The sequence below is a fragment of the Leucobacter holotrichiae genome, from assembly GCF_055791005.1.
In genome coordinates this window covers 270,481-292,161 of sequence record NZ_JBVUAC010000001.1, presented here as the reverse complement: position 1 = coordinate 292,161, position 21,681 = coordinate 270,481, and the positions used below count along the sequence as shown (strand labels likewise).

The window sequence follows — 21,681 nt, the reverse complement described above, 5'->3', positions numbered from 1 at the left end:
GCCGATGAACGCGATGGTCGAGGTGCCCGCCGATCGTCTGCGGCAGCAGATCGCGGCGGTGCTCGCCCCCTACGCAGCGGCGGGTGCGGCGCGCGGAATCGCGGCGGAGGACGCGGATCGTGCGGCGCGGTGGCTCATGCAGGCCGAACGGCTGGGGCTCGCCGGATTCGGCCTGGACATGCTGCTTCGAGATCTGACGAGGGTCGATTCCGGCGGCGGGCTCGAACCGGGCCTGGAAGAAGCCGCCGAGCGAAGCGCGTCCGGCGTGGAGCCCGGCGCAGCGGTCACATCCCTCGACGCGGCGGGCGTCCCGGGGCCGCTCGCTCTCGCCGCGGCGGCGAGGATCGCCGCTGCCGGCGCAGCCGCGCACGGCATCGGCCTCGTCGGCATCAGCGGCGTCGGGGCGCTCGGCGTGCTGGGTCTCGCGGCGCGTGCGCTCGCCGAGCAGGGCAATGTCGCGCTCGTCTCGGCCCAGGCGCCCGCGATGGTCGCACCCTGGGGAGGCCGGGAACCGGCGATCGGCACGAATCCGCTCGCATTCGGGGCGCCGCGAGACGGCGCACCGCCGCTGGTGGCCGACTTCGCGACCTCGCGGCTCACCCTCGCCGAGCTGCGGCTCAGGCGCGAGACCGGGGAGGCGCTGCCCGCGGGCACGGCGATCGACGCGGCGGGCTCGCCCACGACCGAACCCGCGGCGGCGGCGGCGCTGCTGCCGGAGGGCAGACTCGGATCGCTGGCCGGGCTGCTGGTCGAGGTGCTCGCCGGGGCCGCGGTGGGCGGGCGGACGCCGAGAGGCGATGCCGCGGCGGGCCGCGGGGCCGTGGTTCTCGCGCTCGACCCGATGCGGGCGGGTGGCGGGCGGATCGCGGAGACCGTCGCCGAGATCGCCTCGGACTGGCGCGCGGCCGGCGGCCACGTGCCCGGCCGTTTCGACGCGCTCTCCTCGACGGAGTCGGAGCCCGCGATCTCGGTGGAGCGGGGCTGCTACAGCACTCTGATGAGCCTGTGCGCGACGGCGCCGTCTCCGACGCGGCACGAGGAGGAAGCATGAACGACGCGCTGCCGGGCACGGGGCTGCGGATCGAGGCGACACCGCGAGCGGGGCTGCTCTCCGAACGCCGCCGCATCGTGATCGAATCGGCCGTGCCCGGTTCGCTCGTGACAGTGCGGGCCGAGACGCAGCGCGGAGCGGAGCTCTGGGCGTCGCAGGCGACCTTCCTCGTCGACCGGGAGGGGCGCGTCGATCTCGACCGGTCGGCGCCCGTCTCGGGCGACTACCGCGTCGCCGACTCGATGGGGCTGTTCTGGGCGCAGCGACGGGAGACCGCGAACGGGGGCGCGATCGAGCCGGCGGATGTCGGCGAGCCGATCCTGACCCGCGTCGTCGCGTGCGCAGAGCCCGGCACCGGTCTGCTCGACGTGCCCGCCGAGGGCGTGTTCTCGCGAGGCGCCGCGCCGGCATCGGCGGAGACGACGATCGAGCAGCGGCTGCTCGCCGAGGGCGTGGAGCGCAGCGAGGTGCGGACGAACGGACTCGTGGGCACCCTGTTCCGGCCGGCCGGGCCGGGCCCGTTTCCGACCATCATCGTCATGAACGGCTCGGGCGGCGGCATCAACGAGTCCCGGGCGGCGCTCTACGCCGCGAACGGCATCCAGGCCTTCGCGCTCGGCTACTTCAAGGCGCCGGGCCTGCCTCGCTACATCTCGCGGACGCCGCTCGAGTACTTCGAGCGCGCGCTCGACTACGCGCGCGCCGAACTCGATCCGCTCGGCGGCGCGCCGCTCGTGAGCGGGCAGTCCCGCGGCGGCGAGCTCACCCTGCTGCTCGCCGCGACCTTCCCCGACCGCATCCTCGGCGTCGTCGCATTCGTGCCCGCGGCGTTCGTCTTCGGCGCCCAGGGCGCCGCCGACCCCGCCGAGGGGTGGAGCGGCCCGACCTGGACCCGCGGCGGAGCCGCGCTCGAGCACCTCTGGCACGACAACGCCGAGGTCGACTGGCAACCCTGGAACGACGACCCCGCGCCCACCCGGCACTCCGACGTCTACGTGGACGGCCTGCGCGACCGTGAGCTGGCTCGTGCATCGCGGATCCCGATCGAGCGGTTCGCCGGACCGGTCGCGTGCGTCTCGGGACTCGACGACCGGGCCTGGCCCTCGAGCATGGCCTCGCGTATCGTGTTCGACGGGCTCGAGCGCCACGGCCACGCGGCCGAGCGCCTGCACCTCGACTACGTCGACGCGGGCCACGGGATCACGATCCCGCACCTGCCGAGCACCGAGATCGAGCGGGTGCACCCCGTCTCGGGGGTGCACTACTCGAACGGCGGCACGGCCCGCGGCAATGCCGAGGCCAGCGCCGACTCCTTCGCGCGCGTCTGCGAGTTCGTGCACCGCGCGGCCGGAGGACGGACTTCAACCCATGAACAGTAAGGAGCACCGATGCCGGTAACCGAGCACCTCGCAGGCCAGTGGCGGGAGTGGCGCCACAAGCACGTCTCGGATCTCACGCGCCCCTACGGCTGGACGGCTCTCGTCGCGCAGTACTGGCTGCACGAGGGCGCCTCCGGGGTCGAGCTCGAGCTGCTTCCCGGTACCTGGAGCGTGGAAGGCGGTCGCGTCATCTTCACCCCTCCCGCCGAGGGGCCGACCCTCTCGGTCGACGGAGAGTACCCCACCGGGCCCGTGGAGATCGTCACCGGCCGCAACCAGACCTACGGCCACGGCGCGAGCGTGCCGGTCTACTTCGGCGAGTGCGAGGTCGAGACGGTGCCGCGCACCAATGACGCCGGCGATCGCATCTTCGGGGTGCGCGTGCGCGATCCACGCGTCTCCGTTCGCGCCGACCAGATCGGCCTCACCGCGTTCGACTACGATCCCGAGTGGCGCATCCCCGCCGTCTTCACGCCGACCGAGCGCGACGATGTCGAGCAGGAGACGGTCGAGCGCGGCGTGCGCGAGACCACCAGTCGCATCGGTGCGCTGCGCTTCGAGCACGGGGGACGGGAGTACGAACTCGCGCTCATCGGCAAGGACGCGGGGGATCGCGTGCAGCCCGTCGCCCACATCCGCGATCTCACGAGCGGACCGATCAGCTACGGCGCCGGCCGCGTCATCGAGCTCCAGTTCTCCGAGGACGGCGAGGGGCGAATCGACTGGATCGACTTCAACTACGCCGTCGCGCTGCCGTGCGCCGTCACGAACTTCGTGACCTGCCCGCTGCCGCCGCGACAGAACCACCTCGACTTCGAGGTGCTCGCCGGCGAGAAGAAGCCCGAGCACGACGTCGCCCGAGTGCTCACCTACGAGGCGCCCGCCGGCTGAGCGGTCCCGCTCGCGTCGCTCCGCAACCCCCTTGCGCCCCGTCGCGGCTCGCCGTGAGGATGGGTGTGGCGGCGGAGACTCCGCCGCCACGGCGAAGGGGGGATCCCATGACCACGGTTGCGCAGAACATCGTCGACACTCTCGAGGCGAACGGGGTGGAGCGCGTCTACGGTATTCCCGGTGACTCGCTCAACGGGTTCACCGACGCGCTGCGCACCTCCGACATCGAGTGGGTGCACGCCCGGCACGAGGAGGGCGCGGCCTTCGCCGCGGCGGGCGAGGCCGGGACCACCGGGCGGCTCGCGGTGTGCGCGGGCAGCTGCGGGCCGGGCAACCTCCACCTCATCAACGGTCTCTACGAGGCTCAGCGGTCGCGGGTGCCGGTGCTCGCCATCGCGGCGCACATCCCCAGCGCCGAGATCGGATCGAACTACTTCCAGGAGACGCACCCGCAGGAGCTCTTCCGGGAGTGCTCTGTCTACGCCGAGCACGTCTCGAGCCCCGCGCAGATGCCGAGGCTGCTGCGGATCGCGATGCAGACCGCGGTCGAGCGTCAGGGGGTCGCCGTGCTCGTGATCCCCGGTGACGTCGCGCTCTCGGACGTGCCGACCGAGGAGGTCGCGAGGATCACCACCGCGCGTCCGCGGGTGCTGCCGGAGGCCGAGCAGCTGGAGCGGGCTGCCGAGCTGCTGAACCGTGCGAAGAAGGTCACGATCCTCGCCGGCGCGGGCGTCGCCGGTGCGCACGACGAGGTGATCGCGCTGGCCGACGCCCTCGCGGCCCCCGTCGTGCACGCCCTGCGCGGCAAGGAGCACATCGAGTACGACAACCCCTTCGACGTCGGCATGACCGGCCTGCTCGGTTTCGCCTCGGGATACCGGGCCATGGAGGCGGCCGACGCGATCCTCATGCTCGGCACCGACTTCCCGTACCAGCAGTTCTACCCGGCACGCGCCGCGAAGATCCAGGTCGACGTGCGCGGCGAGCAGCTCGGCCGCCGCACACCGCTCGATCTCGGGCTGGTCGGCGGAGTGCGCGAGACCGCCGAGGCGCTCCTGCCGCTGCTCGAGCGCAAGAAGCGCCGCGGCCACCTCGACGACTCCCTCGAGCACTACCGCAAGACGCGGAGGAAGCTCGACGAGCTCGCGACGCCGACACCCGCGGGCAGGGCGATCCACCCCCAGTACGTCGCGCGGCTGGTCGACGAGCTCGCGGCCAATGACGCGGTGTTCATTCCCGACGTGGGTTCCCCGGTGGTGTGGGCCGCGCGCTATCTCACCATGAACGGCCGGCGGCGCCTCATCGGATCGTTCAGCCACGGCTCGATGGCGAACGCGGTCTCGCAGGGGATCGGGGTGCAGGCCTCGCACCGCGAGCGGCAGGTCGTGGCGCTGGCCGGCGACGGGGGCCTGGCGATGCTGCTGGGCGAACTGCTGACGCTCGAGCAGAACGCGCCGCTGCCCCTCAAGATCGTGGTCTTCAACAACTCGTCGCTGAACTTCGTCGAGCTCGAGATGAAGGCCGCCGGGTTCGTGAACTACGGCACCGAGCTCAAGAATCCGGATCTCGCGGCGGTCGCGGGCGCGATCGGCCTGCACTCGGTGCGCGTGAGCGATGCTGATCGGCTCGAGGACGCCCTGCGCGACGCCTTCGCGCATGACGGGCCTGCCCTCGTGGAGGTGATGACCGACCGGCAGGAGCTCTCGATGCCGCCCTCGATCAGCGTCGAGCAGATGAAGGGGTTCACGCTCTACGCGCTGCGCTCGGTGCTCTCCGGCCGCGGCGACGAGGTGCTCGACCTGGCTCGCACGAACCTGCGGCAGATCCTGTAGTCGCGCCCCCGAGCGCGGCTCTTCAGGGTCGTCGGCTGATCGGCATCTGAGGCCGGACGTCTCCGGTCGGTCGGCGGTGCCGGCCGCTCAGCCGGTCAAACAGCACAGCCGTTCAGATCCGGAATCCCTGGCCCTGCAGGATCAGCGCGAGCACCCGGCGATCCTCCCGGTGCATCACGCCCTCCACGAAGCGCGAGAGCGCCCGCTCGAGGGAGACGGCGCCCCCGCTGCCCGAGACCTTCTGCAGGACCGCGACGAGGGTGCGGGGCGCGAGCACGGCCTCCTCGAGGCCGGGGCGCCCGTCGATCTCGCGCTCGGTGCTCACGTACTCGCCGAACCCCTCCCCGTGCTCGCCCGCGAACACCTGCTGGCTGATGAATGCGGCCCGCGCCACTCGGAACAGTTCGTCGACGCCGATCCCCGGCGGCAGATCACCGCGGGGGTCGACCACCGCGGCCGCCGCGAGCAGTGCGTTCTCGGCCGGGAACTCCTCGTAGCCGAGCCCCGTGTCGGGGTAGTGCACACGGTAGGCGTTCGCCCCGAAGCGGTTCACGAGTTCGGCGCTGAGGCGGTCGAGCCCGCGGTAGCGGTGCGGCGTCTGCTCGTTGGCGGTGGCGAGGATCGCGAAGCCCGGTGCGATCCGCACCTCCCGCCCCGCGTCCTCCTGCACCCCGAACGAGTCGCCCGGTCGCAGCTGCAGCACGCGGTTGAGACGCTTCAGGAACTCGGCCGGCATCGCGTTCACTTCGTCGAGGATCACCGGACGCCCCTGCGTCATCGCCCGCAGCAGCGGCCCCGGCACGAAGACGCTCAGCGTCGCACCGCCGTCGGCGCGCAGCTCGTGAGTGCCGATCAGCTGGGCGCCCGTGATGTCGCCGTAGCCCGACACGAACTCGGGATCCCCGCCTACCGCGAGCCGCGAGAGATGCTCGGCGAGCGCGGTCTTCGCGCCGCCCGTCTCACCCACGAGCAGCACGGGATCCCCGCGCAGCACCGCGGGCAGCGCCTCCGAGATGATGCCGCGCATCTGCGCGGTCCCGAGCAGCCCGCCGCGCAGCTGCCGCGCCGCCTCACGGAGCCGCAGCGTGCCGAGAGCCTCGAGCACCCCGTCGCGGCGCTCTTCGGAGACGATGGCGGATCGCCAGCCGGGCTCGGGGGAGGCACCCGCCGCGGCGCGGAGCTCCCGCGCGCGAATCGCCTCGGACGCGGTCGGGGGCCTGCCCGCCGCGACCGCGCGTCCGATGACAGCATCCGCCTCGGCCAGCAGCCGGGCGAGGGCAGCTCGTTCCCGCCGCGCGGCCACGGCGACGCGGAGCACCGCGGCCCGCTCCGTGAGGGCACGGTCGATGGCCGAGCGGTTCTCGGGATCCTCAAGGATCGTCGCGAGCCGGGCCTCGAGCCGCTCCAGATGGGCCCGGTGGTCTGCGGCCTCGGCGTGCGACGCCGCAGCGGTGAGCGCTCGGCGCACCCTGCGGCGCTCGTCGGTGATGGACCTCGCCTCGTGCAGTACGGGGTCGGCGTCGAAAGCCAGCATGCTCGTCACGCTATCACTGGAGCGGCGCGATCCGGGCGACAGCCGGGCCGGCACGGGCTGCGGCGGCAGCCGGATAGGGTGTGGGCATGGTCGATCAGGACGCCGAGGAGCGGGAGCGGCTGCGCGCGGCCGGCGCGCTCATCGGCGTGCCGGTCTCGGTCTCCGAGGGAGACGCCTGGGAGCTCGACGCGCACGGCCTGCGGGTCGGGCTCGGGTGGTACTCCCGGCGCGGACACGGCCACGACGAGGCGGTCGCGCTGGCGCTGCTGCAGTTGTGGGAGAGGGTGCGCGATGAGCGAACGGCTCCTGACCGTGCCCGCCGCCGGCGCTCCGTCGTCGCCTCGCGCCCAGAGCTGGAGCCCATCGTGGCCGCGGTGGCTCGGCTGCAGGCCGGGGCGGAGCTGCTGGCGGCCCTGCCGGGGCTGCAGGATCGTCTCGCGGCGGCGGTGCGCCGCGGCCTGTCGGCGCAGCCGGGGGAGCAGCCGAGGCACCTGCAGTGGGTGTCGCTGCTGCTGGAGGCCGGGTTCGGGGGCGCGGCCGACCCCGAACCCGATCTCTCCCCGGACGTCGCGGCCGAGTGGCGGTCTCTGGATCGGCACGGGCGGGACGCTGGGCGCGCCGCAGCCGGGGACGGTGCGCAGGTCGAGCTGCTGCGGCGGGTGCTCGGGCCGGATCCCCGACGCGGCCCCCTCGAGCGGTTCGAGCGGGCGCTCGCACTGCTGCTCCCTCCCTACGAGCGCCTGCTCGCGCTCGACGCGGCCGAGCGCGGTCTCGGGGATGCCGCGCGGCGCGCGGCGGCGCAGGACCACGAGGGCGGGGCCGCCCCCGACGACCTGGGCGCCGCCGGTGCAGGCGGCGACGCCGAGCAGGAGGCCCCGGAGGAGGGGGATCGGCGAGGCGACGCCGCGGCTTCGAGCGAGGACGAGCGAGCCCGCGCCGGCGAGGGGAAGCAGGGCGCCGAGGGTGCCGACCTGTTCGCCGCGGAGCAGGCGGGCTTCGTGAGCACCGTGCTGGCGACTCCGATGCCGGCGGAGGGCGCCCTGCTCGAGGCTTCGGCGCTGCCCGAGATCGAGGCGGCTCCGCGGCGAGGCGATGAGCCGAGGGAAGCGGGCGGCGGGGCCGGAGCCGGGGGCCGCACCGCGTCGGACTACCGGGCGCGGGTCGCCGAACTGGCCGGGGCGATCGAGCGGATGCGACAGGTCTGGGCGCGCGTCATCGCGGAACGGGTGGCGCGCGTGCGGTCGACGGGCCGCCGCCCCGCAGCGGAGGGCGAGACACTGAGCACGGATGCCCTCGCGCGCGCGGTGGCGGAGGCACGTGCCGGGGTCGCGCGGCCCGCCGCCTTCCTGCAGCGGGAGATCCGACCCCGACGGCGCCGGCGGGCGGGCAGCACCGACTACGTGCTGCTCGTCGATCGCTCGGCCTCGATGCAGGGGCGCATCGCGGAGGCCGCGGCCGACGCGGCGCTGATCATGCTGGAGGCCCTCGCCGGCGTGGAGCGCGACATCGCCCACGCCGAGCAGCGGGTCGGGATCGACCTGGACCTCGATATCCGCACGGCCCTCGTGGTGTTCGACGCGGAGCCGCTCGTGGTGAAGCCCCTGAGCCACGGGCTCGACGACGAGGTGCGCCGCGTCATGCACGGCACGATCCGCGCGCCTCGGGGTTCGACGAACGACGGCGCCGCGCTGCGGGCCGCGGCCGTGCAGCTCGGGGTGGTGCCGGGGAGGGAGGGATCCCCGACCTCGGCGCGGGACGGCGTCGAGCGCAGGCGCATCGTGCTGCTCGTGAGCGACGGCGGATCGAACGATCCGACCGCGGCGGCGGGGGAGCTGCGGCGGCTGCGAGCTGCCGGGGCGGCGGTGCACGGCATCGGGATCGGCTCAGACGAGATCGTGCGACGCTATGCTCCGAGCAGCCGGCGCATCGACGAGCCGGGCGCGATCGCCGAGGCGATCCTCGAGCTGGTGGAGGATGAGCTACCGTGAGAGAGGACTTCATCGGCTGGGGAGGGCGCATGACCGCGACAGAATCGGGGGACCGGATCCGGCTCGTGCGGGCGCTCTTCCCCGATCTGGCGCGCGAGCTCGACGCCGCGCTCGCGGCGGCCGGCGGGAGCGCCTCCGAGAGATTCGACGCGTGGCTCGACCGCGAGGCCGAGAACCTGCGCTCCGGGGCGCTCGCATCGGTCGCTTTCGGGGACGGACTCGACCAGGCGCAGCGGGAGCGCTTCGAGCGGACGTTCGAGACCGCTCGGACCGTCGGGGGCTGGATCGGTCTCGCGCCGCCCGAGCCCGAGGCCTTCTCCGAGGCGGGGGTCGACCTCGACGGTCTGGGAGCCGCGCTGGCCGCCGATCCCACGCTCACCCCGGTACCGGCCCCGTTCGGGCTCGGAGCGGAGGGGTGGCGTCGGCTGTTCGAGCGCGCCGCGAGCGAGGAGGGGCCGCTCGCCCGCTCCGTCGGCGGATCCCCGCTCGTGCTCGGAGGCGAGGCGGAGCGCGAGTTCTCGCTGCTCGATCGGGCCCCTGACGGGTTTCCGGTGGTGCGCTCGCAGAATGCCGGGACCGGGTGGACGCTGCGCCTCCTTCCCGCGGGGCTCGCCCCCGCAGTGCTCGGCCTGAGCTTCGAGCACGGGCCCCACCCGACACTGCCCGAGATGCTCATGCTGCAGCTGATGCGCGCGGTGTCGGGGGAGCCGCTCGTCGACGCCCGCAGCTTCACCTGGCTCGCGCACCCGCTCGCGGGCGGGCGCCTGGCGGCTCGTCACGTGTACGACGCGGCCGAGCGTGCGGTGCGCATCAACTGCCGGGAGGTCGGCAACCAGGGCCCGCACCTCGGCGCCCGGCCGCCGATCGGCTGAGCGGCGGGATCCGGGCGGAGCCGCCACCGGCGCCGGGCGGCGGCCGCCCGAGCGAACCGTCGTGTGACGGAACATGACACGCCGAGGTGCGACGCGCGAAACCGCGGTGTCAGAATGAGGCCCCGGTCAGCGCGCGACCCTCCGCGCCGACCGGCTCCGAACGGAAAGGCCATCGATGACCCACCCGACCACCGCCCGCGCCGTCGCGGAGGAGCAGCTCGCCGCACTGCCCGCGGACTACGCCTCTCTGAGCGCGCGCTTCCAGCCGATCTTCGACGAGATCGCCGCCGGCGCCCTCGACCGCGAACTCCACCGCACCCTGCCGTTCGACGAGATCCGCGAGCTGAACGCCGCGGGATTCGGCACCCTGCGCGTGCCGGTCGAGCACGGCGGTCCCGGCGCGACGATCGAGACCCTCACCCGCCTGCTGATCGACCTCGCGCAGGCGGACTCGAACGTGGCGCACCAGTACCGCTCGCACTTCGGCTTCCTCGACTCGCTGCGCTTCCAGCCGGACGAGATCCAGCGCGTCTGGTATCCGCGCGTGCTCGCCGGCGCGACGGTCGGCAACGCGTCCACGGAGAAGGGCGGCAACAGCTTGGGCCGTCTCAACACGGTGATCACCGAGACACCGCGGGGCGCGGTGCTGAACGGCCGCAAGTTCTACACGACGGGCACGATCTTCGCCGACTACACGCGGGTCTCCGCGGCCGTCGAGGGACGCGACGGCCGCCGCTTCGCCGTGGTCCCCACCGACGCGCCGGGCGTGACGGTGATCGACGACTGGGACGGCTTCGGTCAGCGCCTGACCGGCACCGGTACCGCGATCTTCGAGGACGTCGAGGTGGAGCCTGCCGCGCTCCTCGACCGGATCCCGGGTTCGAGCGACGCCGTGCACGAGGCCGCGTTCTTCCAGCTCATCCTGCTCTCGGTGCTCTCGGGTATCGCGCACGCCGCGCGCCGCGACGCCGCCGCGCTCGTGGCAGGCCGTGCCCGCACCTTCAACACGGGCTCGGGCTTGCCGTTCCGCGACGACCCGCTCATCCAGGAGGCCGTCGGACGCATCGCCGCCAAGGCGTACAGCGCCGAGGCGATCGTGGTGCAGACCGCTCGGGTGCTCGACGAGGGCGTCGCGGCGACCGCCGGCAACGCGCCCGCACCCGATGAGGTGCAGTACTCCGAGGTCGCCGTCGAGCACGCCCAGGTCACCGTGCCCGAGCTCGCGCTCGGCGCCGCGCAGGAGCTGTTCCTCACCGTCGGGGCCTCCGCGACCTCGACCTCGAAGGCGCTCGACCGGCACTGGCGGAACGCCCAGACGGTCGCCACCCACAACCCGATCGCCTTCCGCGCGCGTGCGCTCGGCGACTACTGGATCAACGGCGTGCTGCCGGAGGGCCTGAACGCCATCGGCGACGCCCCCGCGAGCATCCCCGCGAAGCCCGCCGAGAACGGAGCATCATCATGACCACGGCCCTCCTCGAACGGCCTCCGGTCGTCACCCCGGCGAAGCCCCACGAGAAGCGCCGCGTGCTGCTCGCCGCGTTCTCGGGCACGACGATCGAGTGGTACGACTTCTACCTCTACGGCACCGCCGCCGCGCTCATCTTCAACGTGCAGTTCTTCCCGTCGGACAGCGCCTTCGCGTCCACGGTCGCCTCGTACGCCTCGCTCGGTGTCGGCTTCCTCGCCCGCCCCCTCGGAGGGATCATCGCGGGCCACCTCGGCGACCGCATCGGCCGCAAATCGCTGCTCGTCGCATCCCTGCTCCTGATGGGCATCGCCTCCTTCCTCATCGGGCTCGTGCCGAACTACGCCGCGATCGGCTGGTGGGCGGCGGCGGCGCTCGTGTTCCTCCGCCTGGTGCAGGGGCTCGCCGCCGGCGCGGAGTGGGGCGGATCCGCCCTGCTCTCGGTCGAGCACGCGCCGTCGAATCGCCGGGGCCTGTTCGGATCCTTCACCCAGATCGGCTCCGCGGCGGGCATGCTGCTCGCGACAGGCGCCTTCGTGGTCGTGCAGGCGCTGACCACCGACGAGCAGTTCGAGTCCTTCGGCTGGCGCATCCCCTTCCTGCTCTCGGCGGTGCTCGTGGCGATCGGTCTCTGGATCCGCCTCGGCGTGCGCGACGCACCCGAGTTCCTCGAGCTCAAGGAATCCGGCCGCACCGAGCGCACCCCGGTGCGCGTGATCCTCACGCAGCACTGGCGGCCGCTGCTCGTCACGATCGCTCAGCGCATCGCCCAGAACAGCATCTACTTCCTGATCACCGTGTACGTGCTCGGGTACCTCGTCGACACGCACGGCGACCGCGAGGCCGGCGTGCAAGCCGTGATGATCGCGTCGGCCCTCGGCCTCATCACGACCCCCTTCTGGGCGTGGCTGTCGGATCGCGTCGGGCGAAGGCCCGTGACCGCCTTCGGCTTCGTCATGATCGGCGTCTTCGTCTGGCTCTTCTTCGGCTACCTCTCGGGCGAGTCGCTCGCGCTGCTGCCGCTGCTCATGATCCTCGGCATGAACATCGCCCACGACGCCGTCTACGGCCCGCAGGCCGCCTGGTTCGCCGAGCAGTTCCCGGTCGAGGTGCGCTACTCCGGCGTCAGCATGGGTTACCAGCTCGGCTCGGTCATCGGCGGCGGCATCATGCCGATGGTGGCGGCGGTGCTGCTCCAGCTCGGCGGCGGCACGCCGTGGCTGATCTGCGGCTACGTCACCTTCATCGCCGGCATCTCCCTCGTCGCGACGCTGGTGGCGAAGGATCCGCGAGGCGCCGAGGTGCGCGCCGTCCGCGCGCTGCAGAACTGACCAGAGACCTGCGGCACTGATCCGCGAGCCGCGCACCGACCCGAGACCCGACCGAAGGAATTCATGACCCGCCCCATCCTGCTGAACGCGTTCGACATGCTGGCCCCGGTGCACCAATCGCCGGGCCTGTGGCGCCACCCCGAGTCCGGCGTCGAGCGCTACTGCAAGCTCGACTACTGGACCTCGCTCGCGGCGACGCTCGAGGAGGGCGGCTTCGCGTCGCTGTTCCTCGCGGATATCGTCGGGGTGTACGACGTCTACGGCGGCAACGGCGACCAGGCGGCCCGCGGCGGGGTGCAGTTCCCGCTGCTCGACCCGCTCGTGGCGGTGCCCGCGATGGCCGCGGTCACCGAGCACCTCGGTTTCGGGGTGACCGCCTCCGTGTCGTACGAGCGCCCGTACCTGCTGGCCCGCACCCTGAGCACGCTCGACCACTTCACCGACGGGCGCGTCGCCTGGAACATCGTGACGAGCTATCAGGACTCCGCGGCGCGCAACATCGTCGGCCGCGACGCGCAGATCCCGCACGACGAGCGCTACGACCGAGCCGACGAGTACCTGGAGGTGATGTACCGGCTGTTCGAGGGCTCCTTCGCCCCGGGCGCCGTCGTCGCCGACCGGGAGCGGGGCGTGTTCGTCGATCCCGAGAAGATGCGCGAGATCGAGCACGAGGGCGAGCACTTCCAAGTGCCGGGATCGGCGCTCGCCGAGCCGGGACCGCAGCGCACCCCGTTCCTGTTCCAGGCGGGAGCCTCGAAGCGCGGGCAGCGGTTCGCGGTCGACCACGCCGAGGCGATCTTCTTCTCGGGCGGCAGCACCAAGCTCGTGCGCAAGTGGGTGGACGGTGTGCGCGACGGCCTCGAGGCCGAGGGGCGGCCCCGCGACGCGATCAAGATCTTCACGCTCGCCACCATCGTGGTCGCCGACACCGACGAGGCCGCGCAGACGCGCCTCGAGGAGTACCGCTCGTACGTCGACACCGAGTCGGCGCTCGCGCTCTTCAGCGGATGGACCGGCGTCGACTTCGCGGGCGCGCGACCCGAGCAGGAGCTCGAGCACATCGTCACCGACGCGAACCAGTCGGCGCTCGCGTCGTTCACCACGCTCGCCGACGGCAAGACGTGGACGGTGCGGGATCTCGCCGAGTTCGTCGCCATCGGCGGCCGCGGCCCGGTCATCGTCGGATCCCCGCAGACCGTCGCCGACGAGCTCGAGCGCTGGATGCAAGAGACCGACGTCGACGGCTTCAACATCTCGGCCGCGGTGCGCCCGGCCGATCTCGAGCGGGTCGCGCGGCTGATCTCCCCGGAGCTGCGCCGCCGCGGCCTGCTGCAGGATCCCCCGGAGACGCCCGTCACGCTGCGCGAGCGGCTGGGCGGCCGCGGCCCGCACCTCGCCGAGGATCACCGCGGCGCCGCATACCGATTCACCGGCTGAAGCGCCGCCTCCGCCCGGTCGGGTCGGCGACCGCTCCGGCCGCGCACGGTCGCGGATCCCGGCCGCCCGGCAGAAATGCGTCGTCAGGTTACAATCCGGTTTCCGGGCGGGTTCGCGTTCGTGCATTCTGGTGCCTATGCCCGAACCCGTCGCATCACCCAGCGCTGCCCCAGCGGGGCGCGTGCGCATCGCAGAGGTCGAACGCACCTTCCCGACCAGGGAGGGAGCTCGCACGGTGCTGCGCGACCTGTCGCTCGAGGTGCAGCCGGGGGAGATCATCGCGGTCGTCGGCCCCTCCGGCTGCGGCAAGTCGACGCTGCTGCGCCTGATCGGCGGGCTCGATCTGCCGACGGCCGGATCCATCACGCTCGACGACGAGGGGATCAGCGCGCACGACGATTCGACGGCGATCGCGTTCCAGGAACCGCGCCTGATGCCCTGGCGCACGATCGCGCAGAACATCGCGCTGGGCCTGCCCCGCGGCACCCGCGGGCGTCAGGCGAGGGAGCGCGTCGCCGAGCTCCTCGAACTCGTGGGGCTCGCCCACGCGGCGGATCAGCGCCCGCGCGAGGTCTCCGGCGGCATGGCGCAGCGCGCGTCGCTGGCGCGTGCCCTCGCCCGCAGCCCTCGGGTGCTGCTGCTCGACGAGCCGTTCGGGGCGCTCGACGCGCTCACCCGCCTGAAGATGCACGACCTGCTGCTCGACATCCACCGGGCCCAGCCGACCACGGTCGTGCTCGTCACCCATGACGTCGAGGAGGCGCTCTACCTCGCCGACCGCGTGCTGATGCTCCGCAATCTCCACGCCGCGCAGGCCGGACCCGCACGGCCCCGGGCACGCATCGTCGCCCTGGGTTCGTCGTCGGGCATCGACGCGCTGGGATCCGTCCGCACCCCGGGCGCCGCTCCCGAGACGGCGCCCGACTCGCGGCGCACGGACGGCTCGATCGCCCGCCTCGTGCCGGTGCCCGGCACCCGCCCTCGCGACCGCGGCGCCCGCGCCTTCACCGATCTGCGCACCAGCCTGCTCGACGGGCTGGGGGTCCACAAGCTCACTACCAAGGAGAACGCATGAGCACCATCACCCGCCGAATCATTCCCGCCACCGCTCTCGCCGGGGCGACGGCGCTGCTCCTGGCCGGCTGCGTACAGGGGGAGGGCGCCGACAGCGCCGCCGCGAACGCCGAGGGCGGCGAGTGGTCGACGAGCACACTGTCTCTCGACTGGGCCACCTACAACCCGCTCAGCCTCGTGGTGAAGGATCAGGGGCTGATCGAGGAGGCGCTCGGCGACTCGGTCGAGGTCAACTGGGAGCAGTCCGCCGGCAGCAACAAGGCGAACGAGCTGCTGCGCTCCGGGTCCGTCGACATCGGCTCGACGGCGGGCTCAGCCGCGCTGTTCGCCCGCGCCAACGGTTCTCCCATCAAGGTGATCGACATCTACTCGCAGCCGGAGTGGTCCGCGCTCGTCGTCGGCCCCGACAGCGATATCACCGAGGTGGCCCAGCTCAAGGGCAAGTCGGTCGCCGCGACGAAGGGCACCGATCCGTACTTCTTCCTGCTGCAGGCGCTCGAAGAGGCCGGTCTGAACCTCGACGACGTCGAGGTGCAGAACGTGCAGCACGCCGACGGGCGGGCGCTGCTCGACGGCGGCTCGGTGGACGCGTGGAGCGGCCTCGATCCGATCATGGCGGCGGCCGAGGCCGAGTCCGGCGACAAGCTCGTCTACCGCAACGTCGACTTCAACACCTACGGCTTCCTCAACGCGACCGAGGAGTTCATCACCGATCACCCCGATGTCGCGCAGGTCGTGGTCGACGCCTACGAGGAAGCCCGCGCCTGGGCGGTCGAGCACCCCGAGGAGACTGCGCAGCTGCTGGCCGACGCCGCCTCGATCGACCTCGGGGTCGCGCAGACCGTGATCTCGGAGCGATCGAACCTCGACGTGTCCGGCGTGCCGGGCGAGGCGCAGGTGGCGGTGCTCGAGAAGATCGCTCCGATCATCGCCGAGTCCGGCGACGTGGCAGGCGGGCAGGAGGCCATCGACGAGGCGATCGCGACGATCGTCGAGGACGAGTTCGCGCTGAAGGCGACCGAATGACCGCTGGCACGAGCGTGATCGCGGAGGCGGCGCAGGGGCGCACAGGCCCGCGCACGCCCCTGTGGTCGCGTGCCTGGGTGAGGATCGCGGGCGGCTTCGTCGTCCCGATCCTCGTGGTCGCAGTCTGGCAGTTCGTCACGGCCGCGGGAATGGTGCCGCCGTACCGGCTGCCCGGCCCCTGGTCGGTCGTCGAGGCAGGCATCGAACTGGTGCAGCGAGGCGAGCTCTGGCTGCACATCGCGATCTCGGTGCAGCGCGTCTTCATCGGCTTCCTGTGCGGCTCTGCGATCGCCCTCGCGTTCGCCGCGGTCGTCGGCCTGTCGCACGCGGGCCGCGTGCTGCTCGCCCCGATCCTCGTCGCGCTGCGCGCGGTGCCCTCGCTCGCGTGGGTGCCGCTGCTGATCCTGTGGTTCCAGGTCGGTGAGGAGTCGAAGATCATCCTCATCGCGATCGGCGCCTTCTTCCCGGTGTACACGACGGTGGCCGACGCCCTGCGGCACGTCGACCCCCAACTGGTCGAGGCCGGGCGCACCTTCGGTCTGCGGGGCTGGTCGCTGTTCCGCACGGTGCAGCTGCCCGCCGTCGTTCCCGCGGTCGTCTCGGGTCTGCGGCTCGCGCTGGCGCAGGCCTGGCTGTTCCTCGTCGCCGCCGAGCTGATCGCGGCGACGATGGGCCTCGGCTGGATGCTCAACGACTCGCAGCAGACGGGGCGGGTGGATCGGATCCTGCTCGCCATCGTGCTGCTCGCCCTGCTCGGCACGATCACCAACGCGATCCTCGTGCTGTTCGAGAAGGCCGTGCTCAGGAGGTGGATGTGAACGCCGAAGCGCGTCTCGCGGAGACGCGAACCTTCCCCGCACCGGCCGCACTGGCGGCCGAGGCGAACGTGGACGCGTCGATCTACGCGTCCGCGGACGCCGATCCGATCGCCTTCTGGGAGCGCGCGGCCGAGCGGTTGCACTGGGCGGAGCGGTGGCGCACCGCGCACACCTGGGAACCCCCGACGGAAGGACCCGACGGCCTCACGGTGCCCCGGGCCGAGTGGTTCGCGGGCGGCTCGCTCAACGTGGCGTTCAACTGCGTCGACCGCCACGTGGAGGCCGGCCGGGGCGACAAGGTCGCACTGTACTTCGAGGGCGAGCCCGGCGATCGCGAGGCCGTGACCTACGCGGACCTGCAGCGCCGGGTCTCGCAGGCGGCGAACGGGCTGCTCGCGCTCGGCATCGAGCCGGGCGACCGGGTGGTCGTGTACCTCCCCGTGCTCGTCGAGACCGTGGTGATCGCCCTCGCCTGCGCGAGGATCGGTGCGGTCCACTCGCTCGTGTTCGGCGGCTTCTCGGCCGAGGCCGTGCGGTTCCGCCTCGAGGACACGGGCGCCAGGCTGCTGGTCACGAGCGACGGGCAGTACCGCCGCGGCAGGGCGGTCGAGGTCAAGTCGGCGGCCGACGAGGCGGCGCGGGATCTGCCGCACCTCGAGCACGTGCTGGTCGTGCGCCGCACGGGTCTCGACGTGCCGTGGACCGAGGGCCGGGACGTGTGGTGGCACGAGGTGACCGGGGCGCAGCCGGAGCACCACGATCCCGAGCCCTTCGACGCCGAGCACCCGCTCTTCATCATCTACACCTCGGGCACCACGGGTAAGCCGAAGGGCCTCGTGCACACCTCGGGCGGCTATCTCGCGCACGCGAGCTGGGCCCACTGGGCGCACTTCGACGCGAAACCCGACGACGTGCACTGGTGCACCGCCGACCTCGCGTGGGTGACGGCGCACACCTACGAGATCTACGGCCCGCTCTCGAACGGGCTCACGCAGGTGATCTACGAGGGCACCCCAGACACCCCGCACCGCGGACGGCACCTCGAGATCATCGAGCGCTACGGCGTGACCGTGTACTACACGGCCCCCACGCTCATCCGCACCCTCATGACCTGGTTCGGCGACGAACTCCCCGCCGCCCACGAGCCGAGCGGACACGATCTCTCGTCGATCCGGCTGCTCGGCACCGTCGGCGAGGCCATCAACCCCGAGGCGTGGGTGTGGTTCAGGCGCAACTTCGGGCGCGACGAGGTGCCGGTGATCGACACCTGGTGGCAGTCGGAGACCGGCGCCGCAATGATCGCGCCGCTGCCGGGCGTCACGACGCTCAAGCCGGGATCGGCGACGGTTGCCCTGCCCGGAATCGACATGGCCGTCGTCGACGAGCACGGGGAACCCGTCGCCCCCGGCCGCGCGGGAACCCTCGTCGCGCGCCGCCCCTGGCCGGGCATGGCGCGTACCGTCTGGGGCGATCCCGAGCGCTACCGCGACTCGTACTGGGCCGCGTACGCCGGCAAGGGGGAGCACGGGGGCTACTACGTGGCGGGAGACGGAGCCACGGTCGACATCGACGGGTGCATCTGGATCCTCGGCCGCCTCGACGATGTCGTGAACGTCTCGGGGCACCGCCTCTCGACCATCGAGATCGAGTCGTCGCTCGTCGCGCACCCCGCCGTCGGCGAAGCCGGCGTGACCGGCGTGAGCGACGCCGTCACGGGGCAGGCGGTCGCCGCGTTCGTGGTGGACGGCGCGGCCGGGGAGGCCGATCACGGCGAGCTGCGCGCGCGAGTCGCCCGAGATATCGGGCCGATCGCGAAACCGAAGATCGTGGTCCGCGTGCCCGAGCTTCCCAAGACCCGCTCGGGCAAGATCCTGCGCCGACTGCTCGCGCAGTTGTGGCAGGGCGACCCCCTCGGTGACACCACCAGCCTGCAGAACCCCTGGGCCGTCGAGGGCGTGCGCGAAGCCGTGCGTCTGGCCCAGCACCAGCATCTTCCAGAGAAGGAGAACAGATGAGCGAGCACCGTTTCGGGTTCCGCACCCGGGCCCTCCACGCGGGCGGCACACCCGACGCCGCCACTGGCGCGCGAGCCGTGCCGATCTACCAGACCACGTCGTTCGTGTTCGACGACGCGCAGGACGCGGCGAGCCTCTTCGCCCTGCAGAAGTACGGCAACATCTACTCGCGCATCGGCAACCCCACGGTCGCGGCGCTCGAGGAGCGCATCGCCTCGCTCGAGGGCGGCATCGGCGCGGTCGCGACCGCGAGTGGCATGTCGGCCGAGTTCATCACCTTCGCGGCGCTGGTCGGGCAGGGCGACCACATCGTCGCCTCGGCGCAGCTCTACGGCGGCACCGTCACCCAGCTCGACGTGACGCTGCGCCGCTTCGGCGTCGACACGACGTTCGTCGCGAGCTCCGACCCCGAGGAGTTCCGCCGCGCGATCCGCGCGAACACCAAGGTGCTGTACGTCGAGGTGATCGGCAACCCCGGAGGAGAGATCGCCGACCTCGAGGGTCTCGCGTCCGTCGCGCACGAGGCGGGCATCCCGCTCGTCGTCGACGCCACCCTCGCAACGCCCTACCTCGTTCGGCCGATCGAGCACGGCGCCGACATCGTGATCCACTCGGCCACGAAGTTCCTCGGCGGGCACGGCACCACGCTCGGCGGCGTCGTCGTCGAGGCCGGCACCTTCGACTGGGGCAACGGCAAGTTCCCGTCGATGACCGAGCCCGTCGAGTCGTACGGCGGCATCCGCTGGTGGGACAACTTCGGCGAGTACGGATTCCTCACCAAGCTCCGTAGCGAGCAGCTGCGCGACATCGGCCCGGCGCTGAGCCCGCAGGCCGCCTTCAATCTGCTGCAGGGCGTCGAGACGCTGCCGCAACGCATCGACGCGCACGTCGCGAACGCCCGCATCGTGGCCGAGTGGCTCGCGAGCGACCCTCGCGTGTCGTTCGTCACCTGGGCGGGACTCGACGGGCACCCCCATCAGGAACGCGCGCAGAAGTACCTGCCGCTCGGTCCGGGATCGGTGTTCGCGTTTGGGGTGCGGCCGACCGGCAGCTTCGATTCCGAGAGCGAGCGCCTGCAGGCGGCGCGCGAGACGGGTTCGACCTTCATCGACTCGCTGCAGCTGGCGAGCCACCTCGCGAACATCGGCGACGCCCGCACGCTGGTGATCCACCCGGCCTCCACCACGCACCAGCAGCTCACGCCCGAGCAGCTCGAGGCCGGGGGAGTGCCAGCCGACCTCATCAGGATCTCGGTCGGTCTCGAAGACCCGGAGGATATCGTGTGGGACCTGGATCAGGCCCTCGTACAGGCGACAGGAGCGCACCGATGAACGACACCACCCCCGAGACCGCTGCGGATACCGCCGCGGGCGCGGCTTGCGCCCTGCCGGCTCCCGTTTCCCAGGCGTCACGTGCAGAGCGCACCTGGCGCGCGCCGAACGCGGCGGAGCGCCTCGGCATCCTGCGCCGGGCGAAGTCGATCGCGATCGTCGGCGCATCGAACAATCCCGCGCGGGCGAGCTACTTCGTCGCCACCTACCTGCTGACGAGTTCGCCCTACGACGTGTACTTCGTGAACCCGCGAGCCGATCGGATCCTCGGGCAGCAGGTCTACGCGTCGCTCGCCGATCTGCCGGTGGTGCCCGACATCGTCGATGTGTTCCGCAAGCACGACGATCTGCCCGACGTCGCACGGGAGGCGGTCGAGATCGGCGCGAAGGCGCTCTGGCTGCAGCTCGGATCGTGGAACGAGGAGGCTGCGCGCATCGCCGAGGCCGCCGGGCTCGACGTGGTCATGGACCGCTGCGTCAAGATCGAGCACGCCCGCTTCCACGGCGGCCTGCACCTCGCCGGCTTCGACACCGGCGTCATCTCCTCGAAGCGGCAGGTCATCTCGCGGTAGTGGCGCCGAGGCGGCCCGTGTTACGCCAGGCGGGTCGCCTCGGTCTCCGCGTCGAGCTCTGCCGCGGCCCTGACCTCGTCGCGGCCGCCGTCGGACGAGAGCCGCAGGCCCGTCTCGCTCGCCGAGAGCAGGTGCTTGAGCGCGCGGGTGAGCGCGCGGAAGCCCTCGGCAGCCACCGCGACGTCGGGTGCCGAGTGATCGATGCCGAGCGCGGAGAGCGCGTCGCCGATGGCGCCCGCCGCGAGATAATCCTCGACCGCGAACGCTCCGTCGTCGCCCGCGAGCACCAGGTTGATCGCGGTGCGCCCGCCGCGATCGAGCTGCTCGCGGAACACCGCGTTCGCTGTGGCGGTCGCATTGCGCAGCGAGCCCGAGAACACCGCCGGGCGCGCGGTGAGTCCGACGGCCTGCGCGGCCAGAGCGTCGGAGGAGCCGATCGCGTCGACGACCACCACGATGTCGGCCTCCGCGAGGCGCGCGAGCGCCTCGGCGCCCCAGCCGAGTCGGACCTGGTACGTCGATTGCGCGCGAGAATCAGTCATCCCGCCAGTGTACGAGCGGCGCGGCCTCGCGCCGGGCTTCGAGGTCACGGAGCGTCACAGTAACGGTCCCGGCCCTGGTGCGCCGCCGACGACGGCGTAGAATCGCGGACATGGCATATGAAGTCTCGAAATCGGAAGATGAATGGCGCGAGCAGCTCACCGAGGAGCAGTACGCGGTGCTGCGCCAGGCCGGTACCGAGCGCGCGTGGACGGGCGAACTGCTCGACGAGGAGCGGGCGGGGCTCTACACCTGCGCCGCCTGCGGCAATGAGCTGTTCGTGAGCGGCACCAAGTTCGACTCGCACTGCGGCTGGCCGAGCTTCTACGACGCGGTGAACCCCGACGCCGTCGAGCTGCTCGAGGACAACTCGCTCGGCATGGAGCGCACGGAGGTGCGCTGCGCCCGCTGCGGCGGCCACCTCGGACACGTCTTCCCCGACGGATTCGGCACGCCCACCGGCCAGCGCTACTGCATGAACTCGCTGTCGCTGGATTTCAAGCCGGAGGAGTGAGCGGCGGG

At 72.3% G+C, this 21,681-nt stretch carries 18 protein-coding genes; 16 read left to right on the top strand and 2 right to left on the bottom strand.

Annotated features, from left to right (window positions below; genetic code table 11):
* The first annotated feature begins 4 nt into the window (after positions 1-4).
* The 4 genes from AC0KXF_RS01385 to poxB all read left to right on the top strand — a co-directional run bounded on the left by AC0KXF_RS01385 (position 5) and on the right by poxB (position 5,153).
* Positions 5-1,051, top strand: coding sequence for an Ldh family oxidoreductase (locus AC0KXF_RS01385; protein WP_473107493.1), 1,047 nt, complete (start codon positions 5-7; stop codon positions 1,049-1,051).
* Positions 1,048-2,430: an acyl-CoA thioester hydrolase/BAAT C-terminal domain-containing protein gene (locus AC0KXF_RS01380; protein ID WP_473107492.1), complete on the top strand. Its 1,383-nt coding sequence runs from the start codon at positions 1,048-1,050 to the stop codon at positions 2,428-2,430. The genes AC0KXF_RS01385 and AC0KXF_RS01380 overlap by 4 nt, the downstream gene beginning before the upstream one ends.
* Positions 2,431-2,439: 9 nt before the next feature.
* A complete protein-coding gene (locus AC0KXF_RS01375; RefSeq protein ID WP_473107491.1) occupies positions 2,440-3,321 on the top strand; it encodes a DUF1684 domain-containing protein in 882 nt (293 codons plus the stop codon).
* Positions 3,322-3,428: 107 nt separating this feature from the next.
* On the top strand, positions 3,429-5,153 hold the full coding sequence (poxB, locus tag AC0KXF_RS01370; RefSeq protein ID WP_473107490.1) for a ubiquinone-dependent pyruvate dehydrogenase: 1,725 nt from the start codon (positions 3,429-3,431) through the stop codon (positions 5,151-5,153).
* A 112-nt stretch (positions 5,154-5,265) separates the two neighbouring features.
* Here poxB and AC0KXF_RS01365 read toward each other — a convergent pair whose 3' ends face one another.
* Positions 5,266-6,687 (bottom strand): AAA family ATPase, encoded by a 1,422-nt coding sequence (locus AC0KXF_RS01365; RefSeq protein WP_473107883.1) that lies wholly within the window; start codon positions 6,685-6,687, stop codon positions 5,266-5,268.
* Positions 6,688-6,773: 86 nt separating this feature from the next.
* On the opposite strand from AC0KXF_RS01365, the gene AC0KXF_RS01360 reads away from it, so the two are divergent.
* The 11 genes from AC0KXF_RS01360 (at position 6,774) to AC0KXF_RS01310 (ending at position 20,619) form a co-directional block, all read left to right on the top strand.
* Entirely contained in the window at positions 6,774-8,675 is a 1,902-nt protein-coding gene (locus AC0KXF_RS01360) for a VWA domain-containing protein (protein WP_473107489.1), read from the top strand.
* Positions 8,676-8,704: 29 nt separating this feature from the next.
* On the top strand, positions 8,705-9,547 hold the full coding sequence (locus AC0KXF_RS01355) for a hypothetical protein (protein WP_473107488.1): 843 nt from the start codon (positions 8,705-8,707) through the stop codon (positions 9,545-9,547).
* Between the two features lie 175 nt (positions 9,548-9,722).
* Positions 9,723-11,012, top strand: coding sequence for an acyl-CoA dehydrogenase family protein (locus tag AC0KXF_RS01350; RefSeq protein ID WP_473107487.1), 1,290 nt, complete (start codon positions 9,723-9,725; stop codon positions 11,010-11,012).
* Positions 11,009-12,346 (top strand): MFS transporter, encoded by a 1,338-nt coding sequence (locus AC0KXF_RS01345; protein WP_473107486.1) that lies wholly within the window; start codon positions 11,009-11,011, stop codon positions 12,344-12,346. The genes AC0KXF_RS01350 and AC0KXF_RS01345 overlap by 4 nt, the downstream gene beginning before the upstream one ends.
* A gap of 63 nt (positions 12,347-12,409) precedes the next feature.
* Positions 12,410-13,783 (top strand): LLM class flavin-dependent oxidoreductase, encoded by a 1,374-nt coding sequence (locus AC0KXF_RS01340; RefSeq protein WP_473107485.1) that lies wholly within the window; start codon positions 12,410-12,412, stop codon positions 13,781-13,783.
* Positions 13,784-13,919: 136 nt separating this feature from the next.
* Entirely contained in the window at positions 13,920-14,858 is a 939-nt protein-coding gene (locus AC0KXF_RS01335; RefSeq protein WP_473107484.1) for an ABC transporter ATP-binding protein, read from the top strand.
* Positions 14,855-15,883 carry an aliphatic sulfonate ABC transporter substrate-binding protein gene (locus tag AC0KXF_RS01330; protein ID WP_473107483.1) on the top strand — a complete coding sequence of 343 codons (1,029 nt, stop codon included), beginning with the start codon at positions 14,855-14,857 and terminating at the stop codon, positions 15,881-15,883. Before AC0KXF_RS01335 ends, AC0KXF_RS01330 begins: the two co-directional genes overlap by 4 nt.
* A complete protein-coding gene (locus tag AC0KXF_RS01325) occupies positions 15,880-16,701 on the top strand; it encodes an ABC transporter permease (RefSeq protein WP_473107482.1) in 822 nt (273 codons plus the stop codon). The genes AC0KXF_RS01330 and AC0KXF_RS01325 overlap by 4 nt, the downstream gene beginning before the upstream one ends.
* A complete protein-coding gene (gene acs / locus AC0KXF_RS01320; protein WP_473107481.1) occupies positions 16,692-18,716 on the top strand; it encodes an acetate--CoA ligase in 2,025 nt (674 codons plus the stop codon). The genes AC0KXF_RS01325 and acs overlap by 10 nt, the downstream gene beginning before the upstream one ends.
* A complete protein-coding gene (locus tag AC0KXF_RS01315; RefSeq protein WP_473107480.1) occupies positions 18,713-20,047 on the top strand; it encodes an O-acetylhomoserine aminocarboxypropyltransferase/cysteine synthase family protein in 1,335 nt (444 codons plus the stop codon). Before acs ends, AC0KXF_RS01315 begins: the two co-directional genes overlap by 4 nt.
* The gene (locus AC0KXF_RS01310) at positions 20,044-20,619 is read left to right on the top strand and encodes a CoA-binding protein (protein WP_473107479.1); all 576 of its coding nucleotides are present in this window, start codon (positions 20,044-20,046) and stop codon (positions 20,617-20,619) included. The genes AC0KXF_RS01315 and AC0KXF_RS01310 overlap by 4 nt, the downstream gene beginning before the upstream one ends.
* A gap of 20 nt (positions 20,620-20,639) precedes the next feature.
* Here the strand turns inward: AC0KXF_RS01310 and AC0KXF_RS01305 are convergent, their stop codons facing one another.
* On the bottom strand, positions 20,640-21,161 hold the full coding sequence (locus AC0KXF_RS01305) for a 2-phosphosulfolactate phosphatase (protein WP_473107478.1): 522 nt from the start codon (positions 21,159-21,161) through the stop codon (positions 20,640-20,642).
* 110 nt (positions 21,162-21,271) lie between these two features.
* Between AC0KXF_RS01305 and msrB the strand changes: the two genes are divergently transcribed.
* Entirely contained in the window at positions 21,272-21,673 is a 402-nt protein-coding gene (gene msrB / locus AC0KXF_RS01300) for a peptide-methionine (R)-S-oxide reductase MsrB (protein ID WP_223044005.1), read from the top strand.
* Positions 21,674-21,681 lie beyond the last annotated feature (8 nt).